The sequence below is a fragment of the Bacillus sp. AFS023182 genome (genome assembly GCF_002560575.1).
Taxonomy (GTDB): Bacteria; Bacillota; Bacilli; order Bacillales; family Bacillaceae_G; genus Bacillus_A; species Bacillus_A arachidis.
Window position 1 is genome coordinate 21440 of the sequence record NZ_NTRO01000032.1, and the last position, 23817, is coordinate 45256.

Genomic DNA, 23817 nt, shown 5'->3' on the forward strand with positions numbered 1-23817 from the left:
CCCCTCTATTCTAGATATTTTTTTAATTGCTTTAAAGATTGATGAAGACGACTTTTAGTGGTTCCCAATGGTTCATCTTCCATTTTAGCAATCTCACTAAGGGAATAACCTTTCCAATATAGCAAGTCGATTAATCTTTTTTGAGACGTAGACAAATTCTGCTTTGCCTTTTGAATTTCAACACTGTGCATCCTTTTCTCGATTTGATTTTCTGAATCTGCTATATGCATATGTTTTTCAGAATCATAAAGATTATTAAAGTTTCTATACATAAGTTCTTTATTTTCTTTTCGGACATAATCAATACATATATTCCTTGTAATAGTAAGTATCCAATTTACGAAATCACCTTTTGAAGGATTATACATACTTTTAGTTGTCCAAAGTTTCAAGAAAATTAATTGAACAACTTCTTTTGTTTTGTCCTCATTTCCTTGGAAAAATTTAAAAGTGAAGCTATATATCAACTTAATATATCGTTCATATAGTTCTTCTAATGCAGGACGATAGTTTCTTTGTACTAATTGCATTAACTCATAATCATTTTTTTCTTTCATTCTCACCTGCACTCCCTATTGTTTTCGTTTTTCTGATAATTCTAAATTAATTTAATTATATAATTCAAATAGAAAAATAGGAACCACCAACAACATTGGTCGCTCCTTTTAACAGAATATTTATCCCACTATTCGCTGGCATGCGCCCTATTCGGCGTGCTTTCTATCACTGTTTAAATGTAGTTTCACCATTCAGTACAAACCATATATCTTTAACCCCTTGTCCATTTATATCTCCTTTTGATTTATCATTAGCAAAATAATAGAGGGGATAGCCTTTATACGTTACTTGTTGTTCCTTCGTATCCTCTCTTGTTATCGTAGCAAAGTCTTTTCTATCAAATCCTTTTGGCACTTCAAAATCTTTCGCAACAAATGGCGGCCAAAGTTTTACGCAGTCACCACTACAATTACTTACCTTAGATGTGTCTTTTGCAAAATAATAAAGTGTTTTTCCGTTTGAATCTGCTAAGTATTTTCCAACCTTATCGTTCTCTAATAATTGTAAACTAGGAGATTCGTTTTTATTACTACTAACTTCACTCACGTTTTCTCCACTCGTTTTCTTACTTTGAACATCTTCTTTCTTATCGCTATTACACGCTGTTAATAAAAAAAAGCTCACTAATATGGACACAATACATTGCCATGCTTTCATACTGACTCCTCCTTCAATTTTTTATTTATATTTAAGGTAACGATAGAAAGGTTTGATTGGTTTGATACAAAATAAAAAAAGATGCAAGCCTTTCCCTCTGCTTACATCTTTATTAATTCTATCAATTTATGCCTTTTTTCTTATACAAAAAATTGTTATTCAGCTCGGAGCGTTCTTCATTAATTAGGATTTGTTGTTTTGTTCCATATTTATAACTACATTTCCCTTCTTGTGTCCTTTCTCAACATATCTATGAGCTTCCACAATCTCTTCAAACGCATAGTACTTGTCAATGACCGCTTTTATCCTACCCATCTCAACAAGTTCTTTCAGGAAGTCTAACGCTTCGAAAGTTTCAGGTGAATTTTGACCTAATATTAGCTTCTTGTTGCTTGTCAATTTAGTCCATAGCATTCGAACACTTGGCAACGGTTCAACGACATTTATATAGATACCGTCCTGCTTTAACAACTTGATACAATCTGAAAACAAGCTCTTGTTTACCGCTTCAAAAATCACATCATAAGTCTCGTCTGTAGTAGAAAAATCTTTTGCAGTGTAATCAATTACCTTGTCGGCTCCAAGAGATTTTACCAATTCTAAATTTGCGTTACTGCACACTCCTGTAACTTTTGCTCCGAAATATTTGGAAAGCTGTACAGCATAATTTCCTACACTTCCCGAAGCTCCATACACAAGAACATTTTGACCACTCTGAACGTTAGCTTTTCTAAGAAAAAACAAGGCTGTACGTGCCCCAATTGGAATAGCAGCAGCTTCCTCATATGTTATATTAGAGGGCTTAATAGATACCGGACCATCTTCAGGTAGACAAATATACTCGGCATAAGAACCAAAACCCACTTGGGTGGCCGCAAAAACCTGGTCTCCTTCCTTAAACTGCTTGACCTCTTTCCCTACTAACTCAACTTCTCCAGCTAACTCCATTCCTAATATTTGTTTTTTAGGTTGACTAAAACCGAGCGTGATTCGAGCAGGTAACCAAACAGAACGAGGAACCGTAAAACTCCTTGATCGAATATCTCCTGCTGTTACAGTTGTCGCTTTTATTTTGATCAGTATTTCATTTTTCTCAGGAACAGGTTTCTCTACCTCTTTCAGTTGAAGAACATCGGGGGGACCGTACTTTGTGTACACAATTGCTTTCATTAAACTTCCTCCAACTCGTTCTATTTATTAATATCATACGAATAATATGAATTGGTTCACTCTTCAACGAGTATAAGCTTTTTTCAATGCGGGTACCTCAAAAGAGAACAGCTTACCAAAAGGTGGGCCACTATTTATAAATAGTCTTTTACCTATAAGCGCGATTCGGTTTACATAATATATTTATGGCATGACTTTTTGTCTACATAAAATTTCGTTCTTCACTTGTTAAAAATTAAAACCAGCTCTGCCTAAACTTAGTTTTTGCTACATCTGCATATACATGTACTCCATCTTCAAGGCATCCAAAACTAGTCTTAGATGCTGACTTTCTACTAACAATTGATCTTCTTGAAGACCTTTCAAACTATACTCGGGATAGAAATAAATAAAGAGTGCGTATCAAGTCAGTATTTTCTTGACGTTACTCTTGTTTTTAAAAAAATATTAATGTCTTAAAATTAAAATGTTTAAATTGCTCTAACGATATTTTACCTAAAAAATAGTATCCTATAATTCCACATAATATGAGATTCCATAAAGCCTCAAGAATCATTTCTAATAGTTTAGGTATATTATCCCCTAAAACACCCCCTATAAATTGATACATAATCCCGGAAATAATCAATAATCCCAAAGCCAAAAGAGATTTTGAATCAATTTTTTTCTTTGACTTCATAATCTTTGTTTCCATAACAACCCCTTATTTCTTATTATTTTATTAATTATGAATATACAACAACACATCATTATCCAAAAAAACGGTAATTAGAACAGCCACAATAATTTTATTTTATCAGTTTTGATTTTCTCCTTGTTTTAGGATTTACTTTTTTTACATTTTTTGAATAGTATAATCACTAGATCTATTTACCGCTCTAAGGTGCCCCACCTCATCGCCATCAAGCTAAGATTTTGAAATAGCTCCAAAACAAAAATTCTATATCTCTACAGTTATTTATCAGAATTCAGCTCACTTTTTTCGTTTTGGGAAACAACCAATTTCTTAAATTGATGGGTAGCGGTACTCAATAAAGAAAAGACACTCTCATGAGTGCCTTTTCTAATTGTTTTTTAGCAGAAGCAAGCAGCTCCAACAATGATTAATAATATGAAGAGTACAACGAGTAATGCAAATCCTCCAGCAAAGCCGCAACCTCCACAACTACCACCAAAGCCCATAATAGTTCCTCCTTTAAGTAAGAGGGGAAAAACATAGGGGTTCACATGTAACGGATTCGGTTTATTTTATGTTGTTACGAACTAATTGAGCAGGTCCTTTAATAAATAAAGAAAAGACACCATTAAGGTGCCCTATTAACATAGGATTTGAGGGTGAGATTTTTCTGTAAAATATTAAATTTATCTACCGTATATTTGAATGGGTCTAACCATATTCCAGTTTCTTATATAAACTCTAGTCCCTTTGCTAGTCATTTTATAATTTACCTCATTAGCTGCCCAAATAAAACCAGCTTTAATAGCATAGTTAAGAGCTTCCACTCCATTTTCAGTTGTAGTATGTAAGGAGATTATCTCATGGGTTATTTACAAATTGTGGGTGGGTAATATTTGACACTTACTAAATAAAAGAAGAAACCGATATTGTTTCTCCTTTTGCACAGAAATCACTATTTCATAATTTATGAAAGTTTATTTAAAAGCTGATTTAAATCTTGCTTTGTTTTCGTCGTTAATGATTTGATTCGTTTCACATCTATTTTCTCTTTTTCAGTCGCAACAATTAAAGGATACATACTTTGTCCAATCGTTTTATAATCAGTTGGATGTGTTGCTTCTAACTCTTTTTCAATTACATCCCATTTTTCATTTATTTGCTTCCCTAGTTGATTCACTGTATCTAACTTAGGGTTTGCAGCTAATTGTTTATCCAAGCTGTCGATAAGCTGCGCAACTGCTTTTACATTTGCTTTCACAGCTACACTTTTATTTGTATCTTTCGTTGCAGTTTTTCCACTTGTCGTTTGCTCGTTTGTTTTAGTATTTGTTTCTTTTTCTGTCGTTTTCCCATTTGAAGTTTGGTTCGTAGATTTAGCGTTATTCTCCGTTCCAGACGATTCTTTGGAATTCTTTTGATCTTTCTCTGTTTTTTCATTAGTAGATGTGTTTGTTTCTTTCTCATCGTTTTTCGTGGCAGAAGTTTCATCAGCATTCGTTGTTTTTGCTTCTTCTTGTGCGTTCGTTTGTTCCTTTTTCACTTGATCTTTTTCTGCAGAGGGACTACAAGCTGTAATGGAGAGCATTGTACCAATTGCTAGTGATGCAATGGTTATTTTTTTTATTTTCATAATAAAGCCTCCTATATTTACATTTTTATCCTCCTCTTTACGATTCTATTTATCTATAAAAATCCCTTTTTGTTCTAACTATCATCTTTCCGACAGAAATCCTTATATTTATACGACAAGCGATTATGTATTAAACTTTAAAATTCGAGCTTTTTTACTCTGTATAACGCATTTTGTATACAGTTATCCCCAGGAAAAACAGAGGAATATATTGCCCTATACGGAGTAATGGGCAAATTACTTATAGCTTTACAATAATAATTCCACTACCAAAAGTCCCCTTTTTCTGACAATCCATTTATTTTGCACAAAAAATAAATTCATAAAATATTTCACGCTTCCTATTATTTCTCAACATTTTTGTTAACATAATAAAATTATGGATTATTAATGAGATATTAGAAGAAAATAATTCTATTATCGGGTGCGTTTTTACTTCTATATTTCAATGGTGAGTTTGTATTTAAGTGGAATTTTAAAGGGGAGAAAGACACTTTTCATCATTTCGCAGTAGAAACAATAAATTCAAAAAATCAAATAGCTACTACATGTATATTATTCAATGTTACAAATGAATAATAAGTACTATACTGAAAAACACTTTTGTAATTATGTTGCTTGTATATCTACATGTAATAAGGAGGAATGTAAAATGGAGAAAGCGAATGAAAATACATCTAAATCAAGCCATCGAGTAAAAGAGGACGAAATTGCTACAGAGGCAGGTGTAATTCTAAAATTACAATCACTTCAAACAGCAAGTGAAGGATCTGGATTAGCTCCAACTAATCAGCTTCCATCGAACGTTCTGGAACCTCTTGAAGATAACCATAAATAAAGATTTTTAATAAAAAAGGGGCAGTCGCAAATTTCGGCTGCCCTTTTTATATTAAGCACTCTTTAACAACTTAACACCTTTTACAATATTCCAAATGAAGTAGTAAATAATGCCTAGTATACGAACATGCGTAGGCTCACGCTTACCGCGATATTTATCTCCCACCTAAAATTGATGCACATTTTTGAGGAGAGAGATGAATGTCAGAAAACGATAAAAAACAATGATAAATCCAGCATTCGAGTTTAAGAATTAGCAAGTGTTCGTCATTACAGTTCCAAATGTATCCGTTTTGCTTCAAAATACAGAACCTGAATAAACTTTTTCGTATCGATACGAGTAGGTAATGTTTGCTCATTATTCAACTCTGTCATCTTTCTCCTTACAGTTGTAAAATCAAAAAACCTAGAAGCGTAATTTTCGAACTTCGGGTTTAAAAAATCAGCAAGTCCAAGGGATGCTAAGTGGTTTAGTGATTGGTAAATTGCCCTCCGGATCCGTTGTTTGGAGGCTTCAATCGACCTTTTTAATTCGGCCTCTTCAGCTAATCCTCCAAGTCTTTTTTGAGCTAAATTCAAAAAAACCTCTTTTAGAGAGGGAAACCCTTGTTCCAACGTTTTATCTTGTTCATATTTATATAAATAATCCAGTATATCCATTAAATCTTTACTTCCGCTTTCACTAGCTATCCCTAATTCGGATAGAAGAAAATGTATGGAGTTTCGAAAATGATTTGAAGTACTTATATGCTTTTCATTACGGTATTTTTCCTGTGTACTTTGATCACTATCCAATTTAAGTACCATATTGAGCGATTCTTGAATATTTTTTATCGATTTTTCCAATCGGATTCGTTCAATGACTTTCTGAACGACTGTTAATACTTCAATCCGGTTAATCGGTTTAATAATATAGTACTCAACACCAAGCGAATATGCTTCAGCAATCAATTCTTTTGACTCTACTTGAGAAACCATGATAATTTTCCCTTTAAACAACGGTTTTATTTGACGAATTGTTTTTATTCCATCTTGAATCGGCATTAACAAATCGATAAATAAAATGTCTATATTTTTCAAGATTAGCGTTTGTTGATCTAACAATGAGCCATCCTCAGCTTCTCCTACAACCTCCCCAAGATCCGCATCCTCGATAATTTGAGCCAACATTGAGCGAACCGCTTTCTCATCATCTACTATATAAAAATACATAGAATCACCCTTTCGCAACTATATGATCAATCCCTAATCTAATTTTAAAAATCGATCCTTTTTCTTCGGTTCTGTCCTCAAATGTAACAACACCTTCAAGTTGTTCGACCATTTCTTTGACATACGATAATCCAATACCTGTTGATGGGTTACCTGCATCATCATATTTAGAAGTAAACCCAGGTTCAAAAATTGAATCTTTATACTTTGAAGAAATACCGGGACCATTATCCCCTATTCGAAATTCAACGAAATGGTGGTCTTTATTAATGTCAATTGTGATGGCTCCCATATCTTGAATAGCTTCTACAGCGTTTGCAACGACATTGTTTATAATTGATAAAATTACGTAAACATGATAGTGAGGATGCACACCGTCAATCTTATACACAAATTGGATGTCTTTCTTTAGTAACCGGGCGTATTTCTCGTTTGCTCGTACAATGATGTTTACCAGTTCATATACGGACATATAATCTGTAAAACTTTCATCAGAAATCAGCTTTGAAAGTCCAGCAAAAATGCGTTGGTTATCCTTTTTAACTTCATGGACTTCACCAGCAATTTTCAATGCCTGCTGCCGTAAATCCTCAATCTGAAAGCCTACCCTCTCGTTATCTAAAGAATCTAAATTTTTGTACAAATCATAGGATTTCTTCGTTATATTTTCAGCATCTTGCAACGTTTTTTTTAAATGAACAGCATCTTCATATAAATTGGAGATGAGCATAAGCATGTGTTCATTTTGTTTTTTTATGTGTCTCTCCCTTGACTGCGCTTCATACAGTTTCATCATATTGAAAAAGCTTAAAACTATAAAACTGTGGGAAAATGCGATAACGATTATCTCATTTATTGCCTCTGGCGTGATAGTTGTTTTTAATACGAAATATTGAATCATTAATTCTACACAGTCTGATAATATTTCAATAATGCAGCCAATAAATCCAATCATCAATGGTTGATGATGAAAGCGTTCTACTTTCGCTAAGTAAAAGAGACAAGAATAAGTAAAGTAAAAGAAAAAACTTGGATACTGGATATGAAAAGAATCTATCCAATCCATATTCCCCTTTGTGATGACGTCCATCAAGATCCGAAATGCTACAACCACTATTGCTGTTAAAAAACCCGGAAAAAATGCTGGCATTCGCCGAAATAATAACAAAAAAAAGAAAAATGTTGGTGCACCAAAGCTCATTCGAAATGTCTCATTTAGGGGAAAAGACTTTATTTCACCTACTAAGGGTACTGTAAATACCATCAAAACCAGAATATAGATGTCTTTTTTTACTAAATTACTAAGATTCAAAATAATCACTTCTCACTTTCGCCTAACAGTCAGTATACAAATCTATTACCATTAATACAACACTTACTCTATTTTTCAAAAAAACTATTAATAAGATATAAACGAAAGTATTGCACATTGCGAGTGCTCTTGATATTCTTCTACTTTAAAACAGGAAGATGCTATGTAACACAAAAATGTTCAGACACATTATATGGTCTGAACATTTTTGTATTCGCTCTGACATCAAAACACCCATGATACTTTTTAGAATATACCTAAATCCCATTCTTGTGCAATATGTTCCAATAACATAACCCCTGGTAAACTATTCCCATAGTCATCAATAGCTGGTCCATAAATACCAATGCCACATCCATCTTGAAACGGTAGTTCCCTCCTGGCCCTTGAGGGGACGAGTGCCATAATCCCTCCGGACACCCCACTTTTAGCTGGTAGCCCGATGAAAGCAGCAAATTTGCCAGAAGCATTGTACATTCCACAAGTAAGCATTAAAGCTTTTGTTAATCTAGCAACCTCTTTAGGGATGACTTGTTCTTTACGAATAGGATGATATCCATCATGTGCAAGTATAAGCCCTATTAAAGCAATATCCTCTGTATTTATTTCTATCGAACATTGTTTCAAGTAAACCTCTAGTGCCTCCTCCACATCTGATTCTAAAAAACCATTCTCCTTTAAATAGTATGCTAAAGCTCTATTTCGATGGGCTGTTTGCCATTCTGATTGAAACACTTTTTCATTAATGGCGGGACGCTTCCCTATCATTTTTTCGATTAATGCGTATAGAGATTCTAATTTTTCTTGCGCCGATGTTCCTGACAGAAGCGAGGCTACCGTAATCGCTCCAGCATTAATCATAGGATTAAAAGGCTTTCCTGGTTTATGCATTTCTAAACGAATAATCGAATTGAAGGCATCTCCAGTTGGCTCTACATCAACCCGCTCTAATACATAAGAAATACTACGACTTAAACAAGCAGCTATAAAGGCGATTACTTTTGATATACTTTGCAAGGTGAAAGGTACCTCCCAATCCCCTGACTTTATCATTGTTCCATCTGGCTCTACTATACAAATACCTAATTGCGATAAATTTACCTTTCCCAAAGCTGGAATATAACTGGCGCTTTGTCCTTTAGTAGCATAGGATCGATAATGAGTTACCCATTGATCTAAGTAAGCTTTTTCTTGACTCTCAACCTGAACGTTATACTCCTTTATCATTTAACCATATTCCTCCGTCTTATTAACTTTATATAGAATAATTTTTTCTTTATTATAATCAATACTATTTGCATAAGAACCAAGAAAGATATTCAGACATATTACAGTCCGAATATCTTTTTTGTTACATACTTTTCTTTTTTGAAGTTGAAGTGTCCTGATAATGCTCCCAGCATTCAATGTTTTCAAGCCCTTTAATGCTATCTTTATAAAAAATAGGATCATTACCAGCTTTTTTCTGTTTCATGTAATCCTGTAACGCAGCAAAGGCCACTTTTGAAAGTAAAGTAATAGCAATTAAATTTATAATAACCATAAAGCCCATAAATAAATCCGCTAAATCCCATACAAGTTGGATCTTTGCAACAGAACCGAATACAATCATCGCTAACACGCCTATTCGGTATACCATCAACCATACTTTACTATTTTTTAAGAATCGAATATTTGTTTCTCCGTAATAATAGTTACCAATTAACGCACCGAATCCAAATAAGAAAATAAAGATAGCAAGACACCCTGATGCCCAAGAGCCGACATGTTCACTTAATGCTGCTTGTGTAAGTGCAATACCATTTAACTCTGGTTGTTTGTATGCATCAGAAAGTAAAATAATAAATGCTGTGCTTGTACAAACAATCAGTGTATCCGTTAATACGCCAAGTGCTTGAATAAGTCCTTGTTTCACCGGATGACTTGTTGTTGCAGTTGCGGCAACGTTTGGCGCACTTCCCATACCAGCTTCATTCGAGAATAAACCACGTTTAACCCCATGCATGAGCGCTGCTCCGATTGAACCGCCTGCTATTTGTTTAAAGCCAAATGCGTTTTGAACAATAAGAGAAAGAACTTCCGGCATTTTTGTGATATTTGTAATGATAACAAATAATGCAATACCAATGTATAACACTGCTAGAAACATTACTTTGTATTCAGCCATTTTTGCAATACGCTGCACACCGCCAAAGATAATCCCAGCGAAAGCAATTGCCATAATAATTCCTAAAGTTAAACGATCTGTACCAAATGCGTTCTCAAAAGCAATTGTAACAGTATTTGATTGGACAGAATTAAATACAAAACCGAAAGTAATCGTAATTAAAATAGAGAATATTATTCCCATCCAACGTTTGTTTAATCCTTTTTCCATATAATAAGATGGACCGCCGCGGAAACCGGCTTTATCTTTTACTTTATATATTTGTGCTAATGTACTTTCAACAAAGCTAGATGCTGAGCTAATAATAGAAATAACCCACATCCAAAATACCGCTCCAGGACCGCCTAGTGCAATCGCAATCGCAATTCCTGTGATATTTCCTGTTCCAACGCGAGCAGCCATACCAATACAGAACGCCTGAAACGGTGAAATTTGGTCTTTAGAACCATTCTTCCCTTCCATTAACACACGGACCATTTCCTTTAGCATCCGAAACTGTACAAATTTCGATTTAAATGTGAAATAAATTCCGCAAACAACAAGCATAATAATTAACAATTTAGACCATAAAAAATCATTCGTTGATCCGACTAAATCCACCAACAATTGTTCCATATCATCACCTCATATCAAAATTCCATATCCCCTAATCTATGTAAAATCACCTTTATTTTCTGACATAAATAACCTCGTTTCATATTCACATGCAGCAAAGACAAAAGTTTTCTATAAAAATGGTATTTCCTCGTTTATACGAATATTCATAATATATAACTGCATAGCTGACATCTTGAAAGACCTAATGCTTTTACACGTGGCTGCTCTAGCTCCTCCCGCAAAAAAATAGTTTTTATCCAGAAATGTGGCTGCACCATCATGCTTGTTTCATATGCCAGGTTTTTAAATTGGACTTATATAGATCCTTTTTGTCTCTTTTTATTATTTGCACAGAAATATAAACAAAATTATCAGAAAACTAAAATGATTATAAACACTTTCGTATTTGTTCCAGTATATAGTCTTTAATTTATAATTAACGCTTCTTTGAAAAGCACTCGACTGCCCTGGTATTCTCCTCTAAATCAGCGCATGATATCAGTAGATCTACTGCCCTTCACTTGTCTTCAAATTTTTGCTACAGAACCTTCATTTAAATACTTTGTTTACATAAAAAATATATTGCCAATTTTACAGTATCTCAGGAATCTTCATTTCTATTTTCCTCTATGGATAAAGAAAATCATTAATAGATTTCCTTAATATCAGATAAACATATAGAGAAGACCTCTTGCTGTTCATTTATTAAAATAAGTGTTTGTTGGTGCAAATCAAGGTTACAAACTTGTCCCTTACATGTTTGTAAAAATCCACTCTGATAGTAATCGATAGTGATTAAGTGATTTTTTGCTAATTTTCTTAATAACATGGATTTACCCCCTTTTCCACTAATAGTCTATATAAATGGCCTGTAAGTAAAAGAATCTAGGCTAAGTAAAAATTTCAAAAAACACCATTTGAAGCGCTTTCAAATCTAAACTAACAGAAACGTATCTTTAATTTATAATCAAAAGTACAGAAACTCACTAAAAAGTACAGTTTCTTATAAAATAATTTTTTAAATATTTAAAAATTCATATAGACGCAAAAACTTTAAGATAGTTACATGTAATTTCTAAATCTTGGACATACTGATACTATGACTCTAAAAAAGGAGTGTGATCAAAATAGAAAAACAAAAAGAACTCGTAGGAATCTACAAGTTCTTTTTGAGATAATTTTAATATGGCTACAGCAAACTATCTTAACAGACATAGCAAGAAAACTATTGAGATAATGGTTTGACAAGTTCATTATATAACAAATATTAACATTCTAAGATTACATTTTTGGAAATTATGTTAATTAAGAAATTAGGATAATTTATTGCGTTATTATCCCTTGGAAAATCCACTTAAATCAATATATACATAATAAAACCTTACAAAAATGTAAATATAGATAAATAGAGAAGACTATTATTTTTATTAAATGATTAGCCTAGAATACTACTTACTTTACTCTGCATCTACGGAGCTTAGTATAACCTTTCCATCTTCTACTTCAACGCACTTAATTTTTCAATTGCCTGTTGCTCGGTTGGTAAGAAAAAGAAATTGTTTCCCTTGTTACATTCATAGATGAAATACTTCTTACCTCCGAATCTGTCCATTCCCACGAATCACATATTTTGTGGAAGTCAATGCAGACAGACCCATCGGTCCCCTAACATGCAGCTTTTGCGTGCTGATGCCGATTTCCGCGCCGAAGCCAAATTCAAAGCCGTCAGTAAAGCGGGTCGAGGCATTATGATAGAGCGCCGCGGCATCGACGGACGTGAAAAACTTGCTGACGTTTTCCTCGTTCTCTGTAATGATCGCTTCGGAATGCATGGATCCATAAGTATTGATATGGGTAATCGCTTCTTCAACAGAGGAAACCATTTTGACTGCCAGCGTGAGAGACAAAAATTCTGTTTCCCAGTCTTCTTCTGAAGCGGGTACAAGAGAAGAATCAATTTCTAACACTTTCTTATCCCCACGTAGCTCCACTCCTCTTTCCTTCAAGAAAGCAAACAGCTCGGTACCAAATCGCTGCGCCCAATTCTCATGAAGTATAATTGTTTCAATAGCATTGCATACAGACGGACGCTGTGTTTTGGCGTTTACGATAATATCGAATGCCATCTGTTTATTCGCTGTTTCATCAATGAAAATGTGACAATTTCCCGCACCTGTTTCCAATACAGGAACAGATGCTTCTCTCACTACAGTATCTATCAACTGCTTGCCACCTCTTGGAATAAGAACATCCAAGTACTCGTTCAATGTAAATAACTCTTTTGCGCTATCTCGTGACGTGTCTTCAATGAGCTGTACACTCTCTGGAGGCAAGCTCGTTTGTTTGAGCGCTCGGTGAATCACAGCAACGATGGCTTTATTGGAATAAGTGGCGGAAGAACTACCTCTCAAGATCACTGCGTTGCCTGTTTTCAAGCAAATTGTAGCCGCATCCACCGTCACGTTCGGCCGCGCCTCGTAAATCATCCCCACAACACCGAGTGGCACGCGCATCTCCCGAATAGACAATCCATTCGGCCGTTCCCATGTAGCTACACATTCTCCGACAGGATCGCGCAAATCAATCAGCTGTCTGATTCCCGCTGTCATATCAATGATGCGCTGTTCGTTCAGCATAAGACGATCGAGGAGAGAGGCAGACATTCCTTTCGCTTTGCCTTGTTCGATATCTCGTTTGTTCTCCTCCAAAATGTAGGATGTCTCTTCTATCAATTGCTCAACGATAGCCGCCAGTGCTTTATTTTTTTGATCAGTCGATTTGGTCACAAGCTCTCCAGCAATCTCTTTTGCTTTTTGTCCCTTTGTCAACACTTCATTCATTTTCGTTTCCTCCTTTTTAAAATTAAAAAGTATAAAATTTGAGGCGTGTTTAACTACTCCAACTTGTCACTACCATCCAAGACTCTTCTGCATAGATATTAGTTGAATCAATCGGAAGTTTAGAGCGAGTAAAGACAAACAACGCCTTTTAAGACGGGGAACCTTGTGTTCTTCACTTTAAGATCCCTCTCGGGATCTTAAAGTGAAACCCAATTATCTCTATGAATAACTTCATAGCTATGCCTTTCGCCTCGCGCTTGAATGTCATGGCTCTGCATACCTTTTAAATCCCGCAATTCCTCTGAACTATATCTACACTGTCCTTTTCCTATCACGCGTCCCTGCTCTGTGATGACCTCCACGACCTCGCCTGCTTGAAAGAACCCTGACACACTGGTAACACCGGCAGGAAGAAGACTTTTTCCATGCTGAATGATGGCAGCGGCTGCTCCGGCATCCACTTCGATTTGTCCGCTGACAAGCGAATGTAATGCGATCCATTGCTTGTTCACCTTGATTACTTTTGGAGTAGCGTTACCGATATACGTTCCATCTCCTTTCCCCTTCAAAACATCTAAAAACTTCTCCCGTCCACGTCCTGTTCCGATGAATACACTCGCTCCGAGAGATAGTGCCGTCTTTGCTGCATCGATTTTCGATTTCATGCCGCCCGTTCCAAGTTTTGAGCCAGCATCTCCAGCAAGAGTGGCGATTTCTTCCGTAACTTCAGGGAGAAAGTAATATTTTTTTGCGTCCGGATGTTTCTGGGGGTTCTGGTCATACAAACCGTTCACATCCGTAAAAATCATGAGCATATCCGCCGAAACCAATCCACTTACTAAAGCTGACAACATGTCATTATCACCAAACGTTAGCTCCTCCAAAGAAATAGAATCGTTTTCATTGATTATAGGAAGAGCTGAGCGATTTAGTAACTCCACTAAAGTGGCGTAGGCATTGCTGTATTGTTCTTTTCTGGAAAAATCGCTTCTCGTTAGCAAAAGTTGCGAGGTAACGATCCCATATTTGCAGAATTCCTCCGTATACGCCTGCATTAACAGACTTTGCCCTACAGCCGCGGCAGCCTGTTTCCCTTTAATTGTCACAGGTCGGCCGGGATACCCGAGAGCGGAAAAACCTGCAGCGACGGCACCAGATGTAACCAGCAAGATTTCATGTCCTTCCTGCTTCAGTCGCGCCAAGGCAGCAACGTGATCTGAAAGCTGTTCTTTAGAGATACCTCCATGATTAGCTGCCAAGGAACTGCTTCCGATTTTTACGACAATTCGTTGTTTTTTCACTTTTGTACCCCCTAGTCTAAAATCAAAGTTTTTTTGTAAATTGCGTCTCTTTTTTTCAAATGAAAACAAAATATGCTTCTATAACATGCAATTTTCAGCAAAGAATCCTTCACCAATGATGCCTATCTAGCAATAAAGAGCAAAATAAAAATGACCGTTCCGCCCTTAAAAAAGGACGAAACGGTCATTGTTCCGCGGTACCACCTTCATTGATATAAAATATATATCCGCTTGGCGCCTGTAACGCAGGCGTACGCCTAAACTTTCGTTTAAGACTCAGGGATAGGTTCGATACTTTCTATACGAGGAATCTTTCAGCCAGTGAATTCCACTCTCTTGCGTAAGAAGACATATGTACTAGTTCCCTTCAACGATTTTCAATTTAATTTTTTATACATTATGCGATATAATGTATTTTTGTGTCAAGAGATATTTTAGAAAATTAAGAAGGCAACAAGTTTTAAGCATTGAATTATGTACATACTGTATTAACATCACAATATCTAGAAAATGTTGATATAACTATACTTTATCTCTTGTTCATAAACATAAAGTTTTCTAGACATACATCTCTTAGCGTACACCAAAAGGAGTAATTCGTGTCTAAACATATAGATAGCGATACGTCCCTATTCTCCAAAATGATTTAAAATGTTTTGGAGTAGTTTATAACAAAAAATTTAAGTTATAGAGAATGTACTTGTTTAGTGCAGAATAAGAGTGATTTCTATATATTTTTGTATTGCAAAAAATAGTGTACTCTCTTAAAATGTGTTTTTATACTAATCTCGATATAGTTTATACGGTTTATTTCTTCTACACAGAATATCATTATTTTTTCAGAATAATATTTTTAAACCAATAAAATTTATAATAAAAGGAGCAAGAGCGAATTATTATGAACAAACAAATAGGATTCATTGGATGCGGAAACATGGGTATCGCTATGATAGGTGGCATGATTAACAAAAATATAGTTTCTTCAGATAAAATAATTTGTTCAGATTTAAATGTCATTAATTTAAAAAATACTAGTGATAAATATGGCATAACTACAACTACTGACAACAATGAAGTAGCTAACAATGCTGATATTTTAATTTTATCAATCAAACCAGACCTATACTCATCAGTAATTAACCAAATAAAAGAGCAGATAAAAAACGATGTAATAATCGTAACTATTGCTGCAGGAAAAAGTATTAAGAGTACTGAGGATGCTTTCGGCAAAAAGTTAAAGGTTGTTAGAGTAATGCCTAATACACCAGCCCTTGTTGGAGAAGGTATGTCTGCGTTATGTTCTAATGAAATGGTTACAGAAAAAGATTTAGAAGATATACTAGATATATTTAATAGTTTTGGTCAAACAGAGATAGTAAATGAAAAATTAATGGATGTTGTAACATCTGTAAGTGGCTCTTCTCCAGCATATGTGTATATGTTTATAGAAGCCATGGCGGATGCTGCTGTACTAGATGGTATGCCAAGAGCTCAAGCATATAAATTTGCAGCACAAGCTGTATTAGGTTCTGCAAAAATGGTACTGGAGACAGGAATACATCCAGGCGCATTGAAAGATATGGTTTGTTCTCCAGGTGGAACGACAATAGAAGCTGTAGCAACATTAGAGGAAAAAGGCTTAAGAACGGCCATCATCTCAGCTATGAAACGTTGCACTCAAAAATCTGTTGAATTATCCAGTCCAACCAAAGAGTAAAAACTAAGTTTAAAGGAAACCGATTAAGATATAGTTAGCCAAGTACACATATCTATAAATAGTTGTAAACCATATTTACATTTGGTTTACATAATGTCTCATTATCAATAGCAATTAAAATGGATAAATTCATACCTACTTGAGTTTGTCCATTTTGCTCTTTAATTATTTTAAGATAATTTTATGTAATCCTATTTTTATGTCCTGTTTGGTGCCTCTAGTCTTACAAAAACCCCCTTATTTTCCGCATAAGATCCCTCATAATTACCTTCATAAAAAAATAAGTTACTATATGTAGCATGTAAGGCGATTATCTCATGGGTTATTTACAAATAGATAAGAACACTTGGCACCTACTTATAAACGATATTTAAAAAAACGACACTAAATCTCTTAGTATCGTTTTTATTTTTAAATTAATCCTCGATATATTGATCAGCCATAACTTTCGAATATATATTTCGGATACATACAATAAAAGTAACTACATTCCAAAACGACCTACCTTCTCTTATTAATAAAACCCACCATTCGAATGAATTACTTGTCCTGTCACCCATTTTGCTTCTTCACTTACTAAAAATGCTATTAAACGTGCTACATCTACTGGCTCCCCTATTCTACCTGCCGGAAATTTGTTTACTAAATATGCTTGCACTTCTTCAGTCATCCACCCTGTATTGGTCGGTCCTGGATCAACAGCATTCACAGTAATCCCCTTTTTCATCGCAACTGGTGCTACTGAGGTAGTAAAAGCTTCAATCGCTCCTTTCGTTGCTATATAAGCAAGCTCATTCGGCATGGGCCCTAGCGATTGTCCAGATGTAAGATTGACAATATTTCCACTCGTTTCAACCGTATAATTTTTAATAAATAATGAACTTAATAGCATCGTAGCGCGTACATTTACTGTATAATGTCTGTCTAATTGTTCTACATCTAACTCTTCAACATTTGTATCCGTAGAATATGCAGCATTGTTAATCAAAATAGACGGCTCTCCTAATCGTTCTGATACCATATATAATAAACGGTTAGGGGCATAAGACTGCGCTAAATTCACCTCAGCCATTTCACATCGAACGCCATAATTTTCAACTTCTCTTTTCAATAAAAATGGTTCTTCATCATTCATGCTCCATGGCATTGCCTTATCATACCTAGGCCAGTACGTGAAAAATATATCGATACCTTTTTGCGCAAGTGCTGTGCAAATCGCTGCTCCAATTCCATTTAAACGTGTCGCTCCTGTAACAATTGCTATTTTCGTCACTTGTTTCTCCCCCTATTTTGCCTTCTCATAATTTCAAAACATAAATAGCATTTCTGACAAATAAATCCCCTGTATGAATACAGAGGATTTATCATTTTTTTATTTAATATTTGCTAGAATACGTTCTGCTCCTAACTGTAAACTACGTGTTACTATTACATTTATAATAATAAACGCAATCAATAGAATACTAAACATGCCCCATATACCGATTCCAAAGAAGTAGTATAATCCAACAACCCCACCTACGATTACTAGATCCATCGCGATATTTGCAAGGAAATTCCATAGAGTTGTATACCTGCTTTTAAATAACTTCTGCTCTGAATCCCAATGTATATCCGCCGTTTGAGCGTCCCAACGTGTACCGATTAAATTCGTTAACCAAAGACCATTTGCACTTAGTAAAAACCATAACAACATAAAGAGTGGTGAAACACCGGCAACAATTGTCATGATAAGACCAAACACAGCTAAAATTGTTACATTTATAAGCCATGCTGTAAAAACTTTTGCAAAAAATATATCTGATGCCTTTACTGGTAAATAACGATTGACAAACCACGAACTCCCATCCCTAGAAAAAGATGTTGTTGCAATAACATTACTTCCCATTAAGAATAAACCTGCACAGAAACCTATGCCAAGAGCTAGCCCAGACCATGTTGGTTCTTCTATAAACTTAGTTAACCATTTTAAGCTCCCCTCCTGTACGAAAATTATAAAGAATAGCATAATTGGCATAACAAAAGTTTGCACAATACAATTTATAAAAAATTGTGGTGTACGGAATAAAATTTTAAACTCTTTTTTAACATAAGCTTTTATGTGTGAGCTTTGTACAGTTGATTTTTTTAAGTTTTCTGCCGAGATGGCCTCTTTTTTTGCGGTACTCGTTGAAAGTCCGATAACTCCTTTTAAATACGTACGCTGTGCAACATAGAAAAACAATCCGAAAAACGCTAAAGAAATCGCTGCAAAAATCACAACGTATATAATCCCTTTCCAAGAAGCATTCTCTATTAACCCCATTGCACCAAAGTATGTAGTTGGAAAATAATTTGTCATCTGAACCAGTAAGGAAGATTGATGATCAGCAAAGTAATTTGCAAGCGCATCTCCTGATACTGCACTTCTGTTTCTCCATTGCATAAACACGTTAATGCCTACAATAAATAATAGAGTTAACAGCCCAATGAACATATTGCTACGATCTTTATTCTTAGCTATATTTGTATAACGCATAATAACCGTCATTAAGAGTGATGCGAGTACTAACGGAATAATAGGGAAAAATATGTAAATTAATAGTGCATATAAGTAATATGTAATAAGCGCACCACTTTGCAAACCATATACAATGAAGATTGGAAATAAAATGAAAGATCCCATTATATATTGTGTAATTAATACAGTAATAAATTTAGCCGTAATGATTTGTGATGGTTGTAGTGGTAAAGGTAGTAAAGTTTCAACATCATTATTATAATAAAATACCGTTAAAATGTTCGTAATACTAATTACAAATACCCATATGCTCGCAACAGCTAATCCCATTCCAATTATCGATGTTTCTTGTCCGATTGATTTCATTCCTACATACATCCCATATGTAAGTGGGCCGATAAATATAAAGCCAGCGAATAATAATGCTAAAAATGAAAATGCATACGCCAACCGTTTCTTTTTATCCGTTATGACATCTGCATAATTTAATTTCAATAATACTTTTGTTAATGTCCAAATTTTATTCATTTCCAGTCATCTCCAAGAACATTTTCTCAAGTGATTCATTGGATTTAAAATGATCTCTCATTTCATTTAAATTACCTTGGAACTGCAAATTCCCCTTATTAATAATCGCTACTCGATCACATAATTTCTCGGCTACTTCTAGCACGTGTGTTGAGAAAAACACTGTTTTCCCTTTATCTGCATGCTCCCTCATCATCTGTTTTAAAATAAACGCTGATTTTGGATCAAGCCCTGTCATTGGCTCATCTAAAATCCATACATCCGGATCATGCAGAAGTACACCAATAATAATAATCTTCTGTCTCATTCCGTGTGAATAACTTTGAATTTGATCTGACAAAGCATTATAAAGATCGAATCTCTCTGCTAAAAATTGAATTTTTTCCTGCCTAATTGCATTTGGCACCTCATACATATCAGCCATAAAGTTTAAATATTCTATCCCTTTTAATCGCAGAAACATATCTGGACTATCCGGAACATAGCCAAATGTTCGCTTTGCCTCCATAGGCTCTTTTGTCACATCTTTTCCGTTGACCAAAATTGTTCCTTTATCTATTGCATGAATACCTGTTACCATCTTAATTGTTGTTGATTTTCCAGCACCATTCGGCCCTAAAAATCCAAAAATTTCTCCACTCGGTACTGTTAAACTTAAATCTTTCACAGCATAGGAAGAACCATTGTAACTTTTTGATACATTTACAATTTCAATCATTTTATCCAATCCTTTCCTCATTTACCAATAAACTATATCTCTATTATAGCATACTTACATTTTAAGATTTTGTATTTTTTAGAATCACATAAACCTCCATAAAATACCTTTATAATTTATCGTTGTATTCAGAAAAATCAGTTCACTATTATTTCTATAGTAAATATACATATTCATTTTGATTTTTCAATATGTAAACTACGGCTATGAAAATAAAAAAAGAATCCCCACTCGTTTCCTCCATTTGGGCGCACATAGCATAAGGGGATAAGGGTATAAGAAACACTGACCACAGATGTTCTCTCCACCTAAAAGGAAAGTTTTATATCAGTGTTTCATATTCTTTATCCATTAAAATATATATATAAACCTAGACCAACAATTAAAACAACTGCTAACAAAAGGTAAATCATTGTAAGTCTCGTAATATTTCCTTTCGTTGATTTACCATAATTTTCATCCCCATTTTTTCCAACCACTATCGTTCCAACAACTATTACTGCAACTATCATTAACATAATTAGCATCCACTTAATCATACGTTTCTCCCTCCCTTCCTCTTGCAACCATTTTACGATATTTTTACTGTCTATAACTTGTAAATATTATCATTTTTCTGAACTTTAATATATTTCTCACTCTTTTTTACATTTACCTACTTGTTCTTACGTTAGATTCTTTATTTGTACAATACACTCATAAATACAATGGATTAGGTTGACAAGATAAAGGGAATCCATTCTCCTGGATTCCCTTTATGATTTCTTCTTTACTATCAACAGTAATGTTTAACGGAGCGTATTACTTAAAAATCTTTCGCAAAATTTCAATTTTGTTCCTATAGGGCGGAAATACCAATCCTAACTCTACCCTTGAACTTTTCTTTAAAATGCTTTTATGATGAGTAAAAGCATCAAAACTATGTTTCCCATGATAGGCACCGAACCCTGCATTTCCTACTCCACCAAAAGGTAAGTGGAGATTGGCCATATGTGACATTGTATCGTTGACGCACCCTCCTCCAAAAGAGATTCGCCCTAATACCTGTTTTTCAACATTTTTATTTTCAGTAAACACATACAAAGCTAACGGTTTTGGTTGGTTGTTAACCATATGAATGACTTCATCTAAATCATTGTAATCCATAATTGGTAAAATCGGTCCGAAAATTTCTTCTTTCATAGCTGCAGCATCCCATGAATTCACTTCAAGAATTGTTGGTTCAATATATAAATGACTTCTAGATGAATTTCCACCAAATACTATATAATTTCGGTCTTGTTCTAATATAGAAATAAGTCTATCGAATTGTCTCTCATTAATAATTCGACCGTAATCATTGCTTTTTAATACATCTGATCCATAAAAGCTTGTGATGATTTCTTTCATTTTCGAAATCAGTTTTCCCTTGACAGATTTGTGTACAATAACATAATCAGGTGCAATACAAGATTGCCCAGCATTTATGAATTTCCCCCAGATAATACGTTTGGCTGCTATATCCAGGTTAGCTGTTTCATCGACAATAGCTGGTGCTTTTCCACCAAGTTCTAATGTTACTGGTACAAGATTTTTCGCCGCAGCTTCCATAACAATTTTTCCGACTTGAACGCTACCAGTAAAAAAAATATAGTCAAATGGTGCATGAATTAATAAAGAAGTTGTTTCTCTATCTCCTTCAATTACACGAATATATCGCTTATCAAACGTTTCACCTATTATTTTGTTAATTACAGCTGCAACGTTTGGAGCATTTTCTGAAGGTTTGAGAACTACACAATTCCCTCCCGCAATTGCCCCGATAAGAGGTTCAATTAATGATTGAAATGGATAATTAAAAGGTCCAATAATTAGCACTGTACCATATGGCTCTTTTATTATGTAGCTTTTGGAAGGTAAAAAATGCATAGGTGTTTTTACTTTTTGAGGCTTCATCCACCGTTTTAGATATTTCATTATAAAATTGATACTGTTAAAGGCGAAACCAATTTCTGCAGCATACGCTTCAAACTCGCTTTTGTGTAAATCCTGATATAATGCACTCAGCACTTCATTTTCATATTTTTGAATAGATTTTTTTAATTTTTCTAATTGTTCAAGACGAAATTGAAGACTTCTTGTATAATCATTATGAAAAAATTGTTTATGCTCTTGAATCAGTTGTGGAATATTATCAACCATTAGGAAATTCCTCCAATAGCAAAAAATTATTTGATTTCACTGAATTTCAAGCTACATATTTTAGAATAAAGTTTGATTACAAATGTTCTATAAACCTTGATTCTAAATAAGGTACTTTAGCAATAACTATTCGTACAGTTTACAACATCATTAACATGCTCTTATACATTTCCTTTTAGGCTATATTTATATTAATATCATCCTATATCTCTTTTTGCTTCTCAAAATGAGCCATACCAAAATTTTCATTAAATCTCTTACACCATATAGAAACTAAACCATATGCATCGATATCTAAACCTTCAGGAATTTCATAGTTTTGAGATCCTTTATTCCCCTTTAAATTACCTAATTCAATATACTGATAGTTTTTAACATCTTCATTATTCTTTAAACTTTTCGTAGGAACCAATACCACTCGAACATCTGGACCATTAGAAGTTTCAAAATCAGTCAGTCTTAGAACACGCTTTCCATCTGGTAGTTGATAAATTGTTGCTATTCCATTCGTTTTATGAACACCATTCTGAAACTGCCCTTTGCTTATTACACGTTGTTGTTGATCTTCTTTTGATTTTATTTCTGTTTGTGGAAATACTTCGTTAATTTGCTTATCAATAAATAATTTTTCAGGACGGAATAAAAACCATAAAAATCCCCCAACTATTATTATTCCTCCAATAAACAATACATGTTTTGTTTTCATAAAATAAAAACCCTCCTGTAACATAGTGCTTGTATGTATGTTAACAAGAAGATCTATCATTTCTATATCAAAACTATTACAAAAGTCTTTCAATCAGTTCTTTTTTTCTGATGTAACGGGAAGCGTAAACCGAAATTCACATCCGTAAGATCCCGAACACCAATTTCTCCCTTATGTATTTCAGTTAGCGATTTTGCATCACTATTTCGAGTTCAGACCCTTCGGATTGTGAACTTCTTGATGGATCCGTTCTGAAAAAACGTTCAAATATACGCATTTGATCATGTGAGCAATCCCTTGCCATTCATCATGGAAAGTGAATTGGCTTGCTGTTTTTGTTTATTTTGGTCTGTGTAGAAGGCAGCTCTCTCTTCTCTAGTTTCATTCGAATCTTAAAAATAGTTATACAAAAAGAGAAACAACGACAGAGGTTAATAAGATGTCTGCCCCTCTATTTTTTCAATTTTAAGCAGATAATTTTTTTGATAATACGTTATTAAAGCTTCT

General features: G+C 34.5%; 20 protein-coding genes, 2 pseudogenes and 1 other annotated feature. Of the genes and pseudogenes, 2 read left to right on the forward strand and 20 right to left on the reverse strand.

The genetic code is table 11. The features are described from left to right. Positions 1-5: 5 nt before the first annotated feature. The 6 genes and pseudogenes from CN288_RS16535 to CN288_RS16560 form a co-directional block, all read right to left on the reverse strand. Entirely contained in the window at positions 6-557 is a 552-nt protein-coding gene (locus CN288_RS16535; RefSeq protein WP_026592328.1) for an RNA polymerase sigma factor, read from the reverse strand. Between the two features lie 166 nt (positions 558-723). Then, positions 724-1215, reverse strand: a complete 492-nt coding sequence (locus CN288_RS16540) for a COG4315 family predicted lipoprotein (RefSeq protein ID WP_026592327.1) — start codon at positions 1213-1215, stop codon at positions 724-726. Positions 1216-1398: 183 nt separating this feature from the next. Further along, complete coding sequence (locus CN288_RS16545; RefSeq protein WP_098302647.1) at positions 1399-2385, reverse strand: NAD(P)-dependent alcohol dehydrogenase; 987 nt, start codon at positions 2383-2385, stop codon at positions 1399-1401. 442 nt (positions 2386-2827) lie between these two features. After that, positions 2828-3079 (reverse strand): annotated as a pseudogene (locus CN288_RS16550) (CPBP family intramembrane glutamic endopeptidase); the annotation flags it as partial. A gap of 380 nt (positions 3080-3459) precedes the next feature. Beyond that, positions 3460-3567, reverse strand: coding sequence for a YjcZ family sporulation protein (locus tag CN288_RS16555; RefSeq protein ID WP_000505670.1), 108 nt, complete (start codon positions 3565-3567; stop codon positions 3460-3462). Positions 3568-4028: 461 nt separating this feature from the next. Beyond that, positions 4029-4694, reverse strand: coding sequence for a hypothetical protein (locus CN288_RS16560; RefSeq protein ID WP_026592324.1), 666 nt, complete (start codon positions 4692-4694; stop codon positions 4029-4031). Between the two features lie 652 nt (positions 4695-5346). Between CN288_RS16560 and CN288_RS16565 the strand changes: the two genes are divergently transcribed. Beyond that, positions 5347-5532 (forward strand): hypothetical protein, encoded by a 186-nt coding sequence (locus CN288_RS16565; RefSeq protein WP_026592323.1) that lies wholly within the window; start codon positions 5347-5349, stop codon positions 5530-5532. Between the two features lie 269 nt (positions 5533-5801). Here CN288_RS16565 and CN288_RS16575 read toward each other — a convergent pair whose 3' ends face one another. The 8 genes and pseudogenes from CN288_RS16575 to proB form a co-directional block, all read right to left on the reverse strand. Next, entirely contained in the window at positions 5802-6743 is a 942-nt protein-coding gene (locus tag CN288_RS16575; RefSeq protein WP_026592322.1) for a response regulator, read from the reverse strand. 4 nt (positions 6744-6747) lie between these two features. After that, entirely contained in the window at positions 6748-8064 is a 1317-nt protein-coding gene (locus CN288_RS16580) for a sensor histidine kinase (RefSeq protein WP_098302648.1), read from the reverse strand. A gap of 237 nt (positions 8065-8301) precedes the next feature. Further along, positions 8302-9282 carry a glutaminase gene (locus tag CN288_RS16585; RefSeq protein WP_098302649.1) on the reverse strand — a complete coding sequence of 327 codons (981 nt, stop codon included), beginning with the start codon at positions 9280-9282 and terminating at the stop codon, positions 8302-8304. Positions 9283-9406: 124 nt separating this feature from the next. After that, positions 9407-10837 (reverse strand): alanine/glycine:cation symporter family protein, encoded by a 1431-nt coding sequence (locus CN288_RS16595; RefSeq protein ID WP_026592319.1) that lies wholly within the window; start codon positions 10835-10837, stop codon positions 9407-9409. 628 nt (positions 10838-11465) lie between these two features. Further along, on the reverse strand, positions 11466-11648 hold the full coding sequence (locus CN288_RS16600) for a YolD-like family protein (RefSeq protein WP_026592318.1): 183 nt from the start codon (positions 11646-11648) through the stop codon (positions 11466-11468). Between the two features lie 669 nt (positions 11649-12317). Next, positions 12318-12410 (reverse strand): annotated as a pseudogene (locus CN288_RS28345) (DUF4180 domain-containing protein); the annotation flags it as partial. A 1-nt stretch (position 12411) separates the two neighbouring features. After that, positions 12412-13659 (reverse strand): glutamate-5-semialdehyde dehydrogenase, encoded by a 1248-nt coding sequence (locus CN288_RS16605; RefSeq protein ID WP_098302651.1) that lies wholly within the window; start codon positions 13657-13659, stop codon positions 12412-12414. Between the two features lie 197 nt (positions 13660-13856). Further along, positions 13857-14960 carry a glutamate 5-kinase gene (gene proB, locus CN288_RS16610; RefSeq protein WP_026592316.1) on the reverse strand — a complete coding sequence of 368 codons (1104 nt, stop codon included), beginning with the start codon at positions 14958-14960 and terminating at the stop codon, positions 13857-13859. Between the two features lie 168 nt (positions 14961-15128). Continuing rightward, positions 15129-15340: a binding site (T-box leader), on the reverse strand. Positions 15341-15858: 518 nt separating this feature from the next. Here proB and proC point away from each other — a divergent pair. Continuing rightward, complete coding sequence (gene proC / locus CN288_RS16615; RefSeq protein WP_098302652.1) at positions 15859-16677, forward strand: pyrroline-5-carboxylate reductase; 819 nt, start codon at positions 15859-15861, stop codon at positions 16675-16677. 514 nt (positions 16678-17191) lie between these two features. Here the strand turns inward: proC and CN288_RS16620 are convergent. From CN288_RS16620 to CN288_RS16645, 6 genes are all read right to left on the reverse strand, one after another. Continuing rightward, positions 17192-17950: an SDR family oxidoreductase gene (locus CN288_RS16620; protein ID WP_026592314.1), complete on the reverse strand. Its 759-nt coding sequence runs from the start codon at positions 17948-17950 to the stop codon at positions 17192-17194. Between the two features lie 99 nt (positions 17951-18049). Continuing rightward, complete coding sequence (locus tag CN288_RS16625; RefSeq protein ID WP_098302653.1) at positions 18050-19705, reverse strand: putative ABC transporter permease subunit; 1656 nt, start codon at positions 19703-19705, stop codon at positions 18050-18052. Then, positions 19698-20423: an ABC transporter ATP-binding protein gene (locus CN288_RS16630; RefSeq protein ID WP_090690577.1), complete on the reverse strand. Its 726-nt coding sequence runs from the start codon at positions 20421-20423 to the stop codon at positions 19698-19700. The genes CN288_RS16625 and CN288_RS16630 overlap by 8 nt, the downstream gene beginning before the upstream one ends. A gap of 344 nt (positions 20424-20767) precedes the next feature. Further along, entirely contained in the window at positions 20768-20962 is a 195-nt protein-coding gene (locus CN288_RS16635; protein WP_026592311.1) for a hypothetical protein, read from the reverse strand. A gap of 262 nt (positions 20963-21224) precedes the next feature. Beyond that, positions 21225-22604: an aldehyde dehydrogenase gene (locus tag CN288_RS16640; protein WP_026592310.1), complete on the reverse strand. Its 1380-nt coding sequence runs from the start codon at positions 22602-22604 to the stop codon at positions 21225-21227. 202 nt (positions 22605-22806) lie between these two features. Next, a complete protein-coding gene (locus CN288_RS16645) occupies positions 22807-23310 on the reverse strand; it encodes a DM13 domain-containing protein (protein WP_026592309.1) in 504 nt (167 codons plus the stop codon). Positions 23311-23817: the final 507 nt, after the last annotated feature.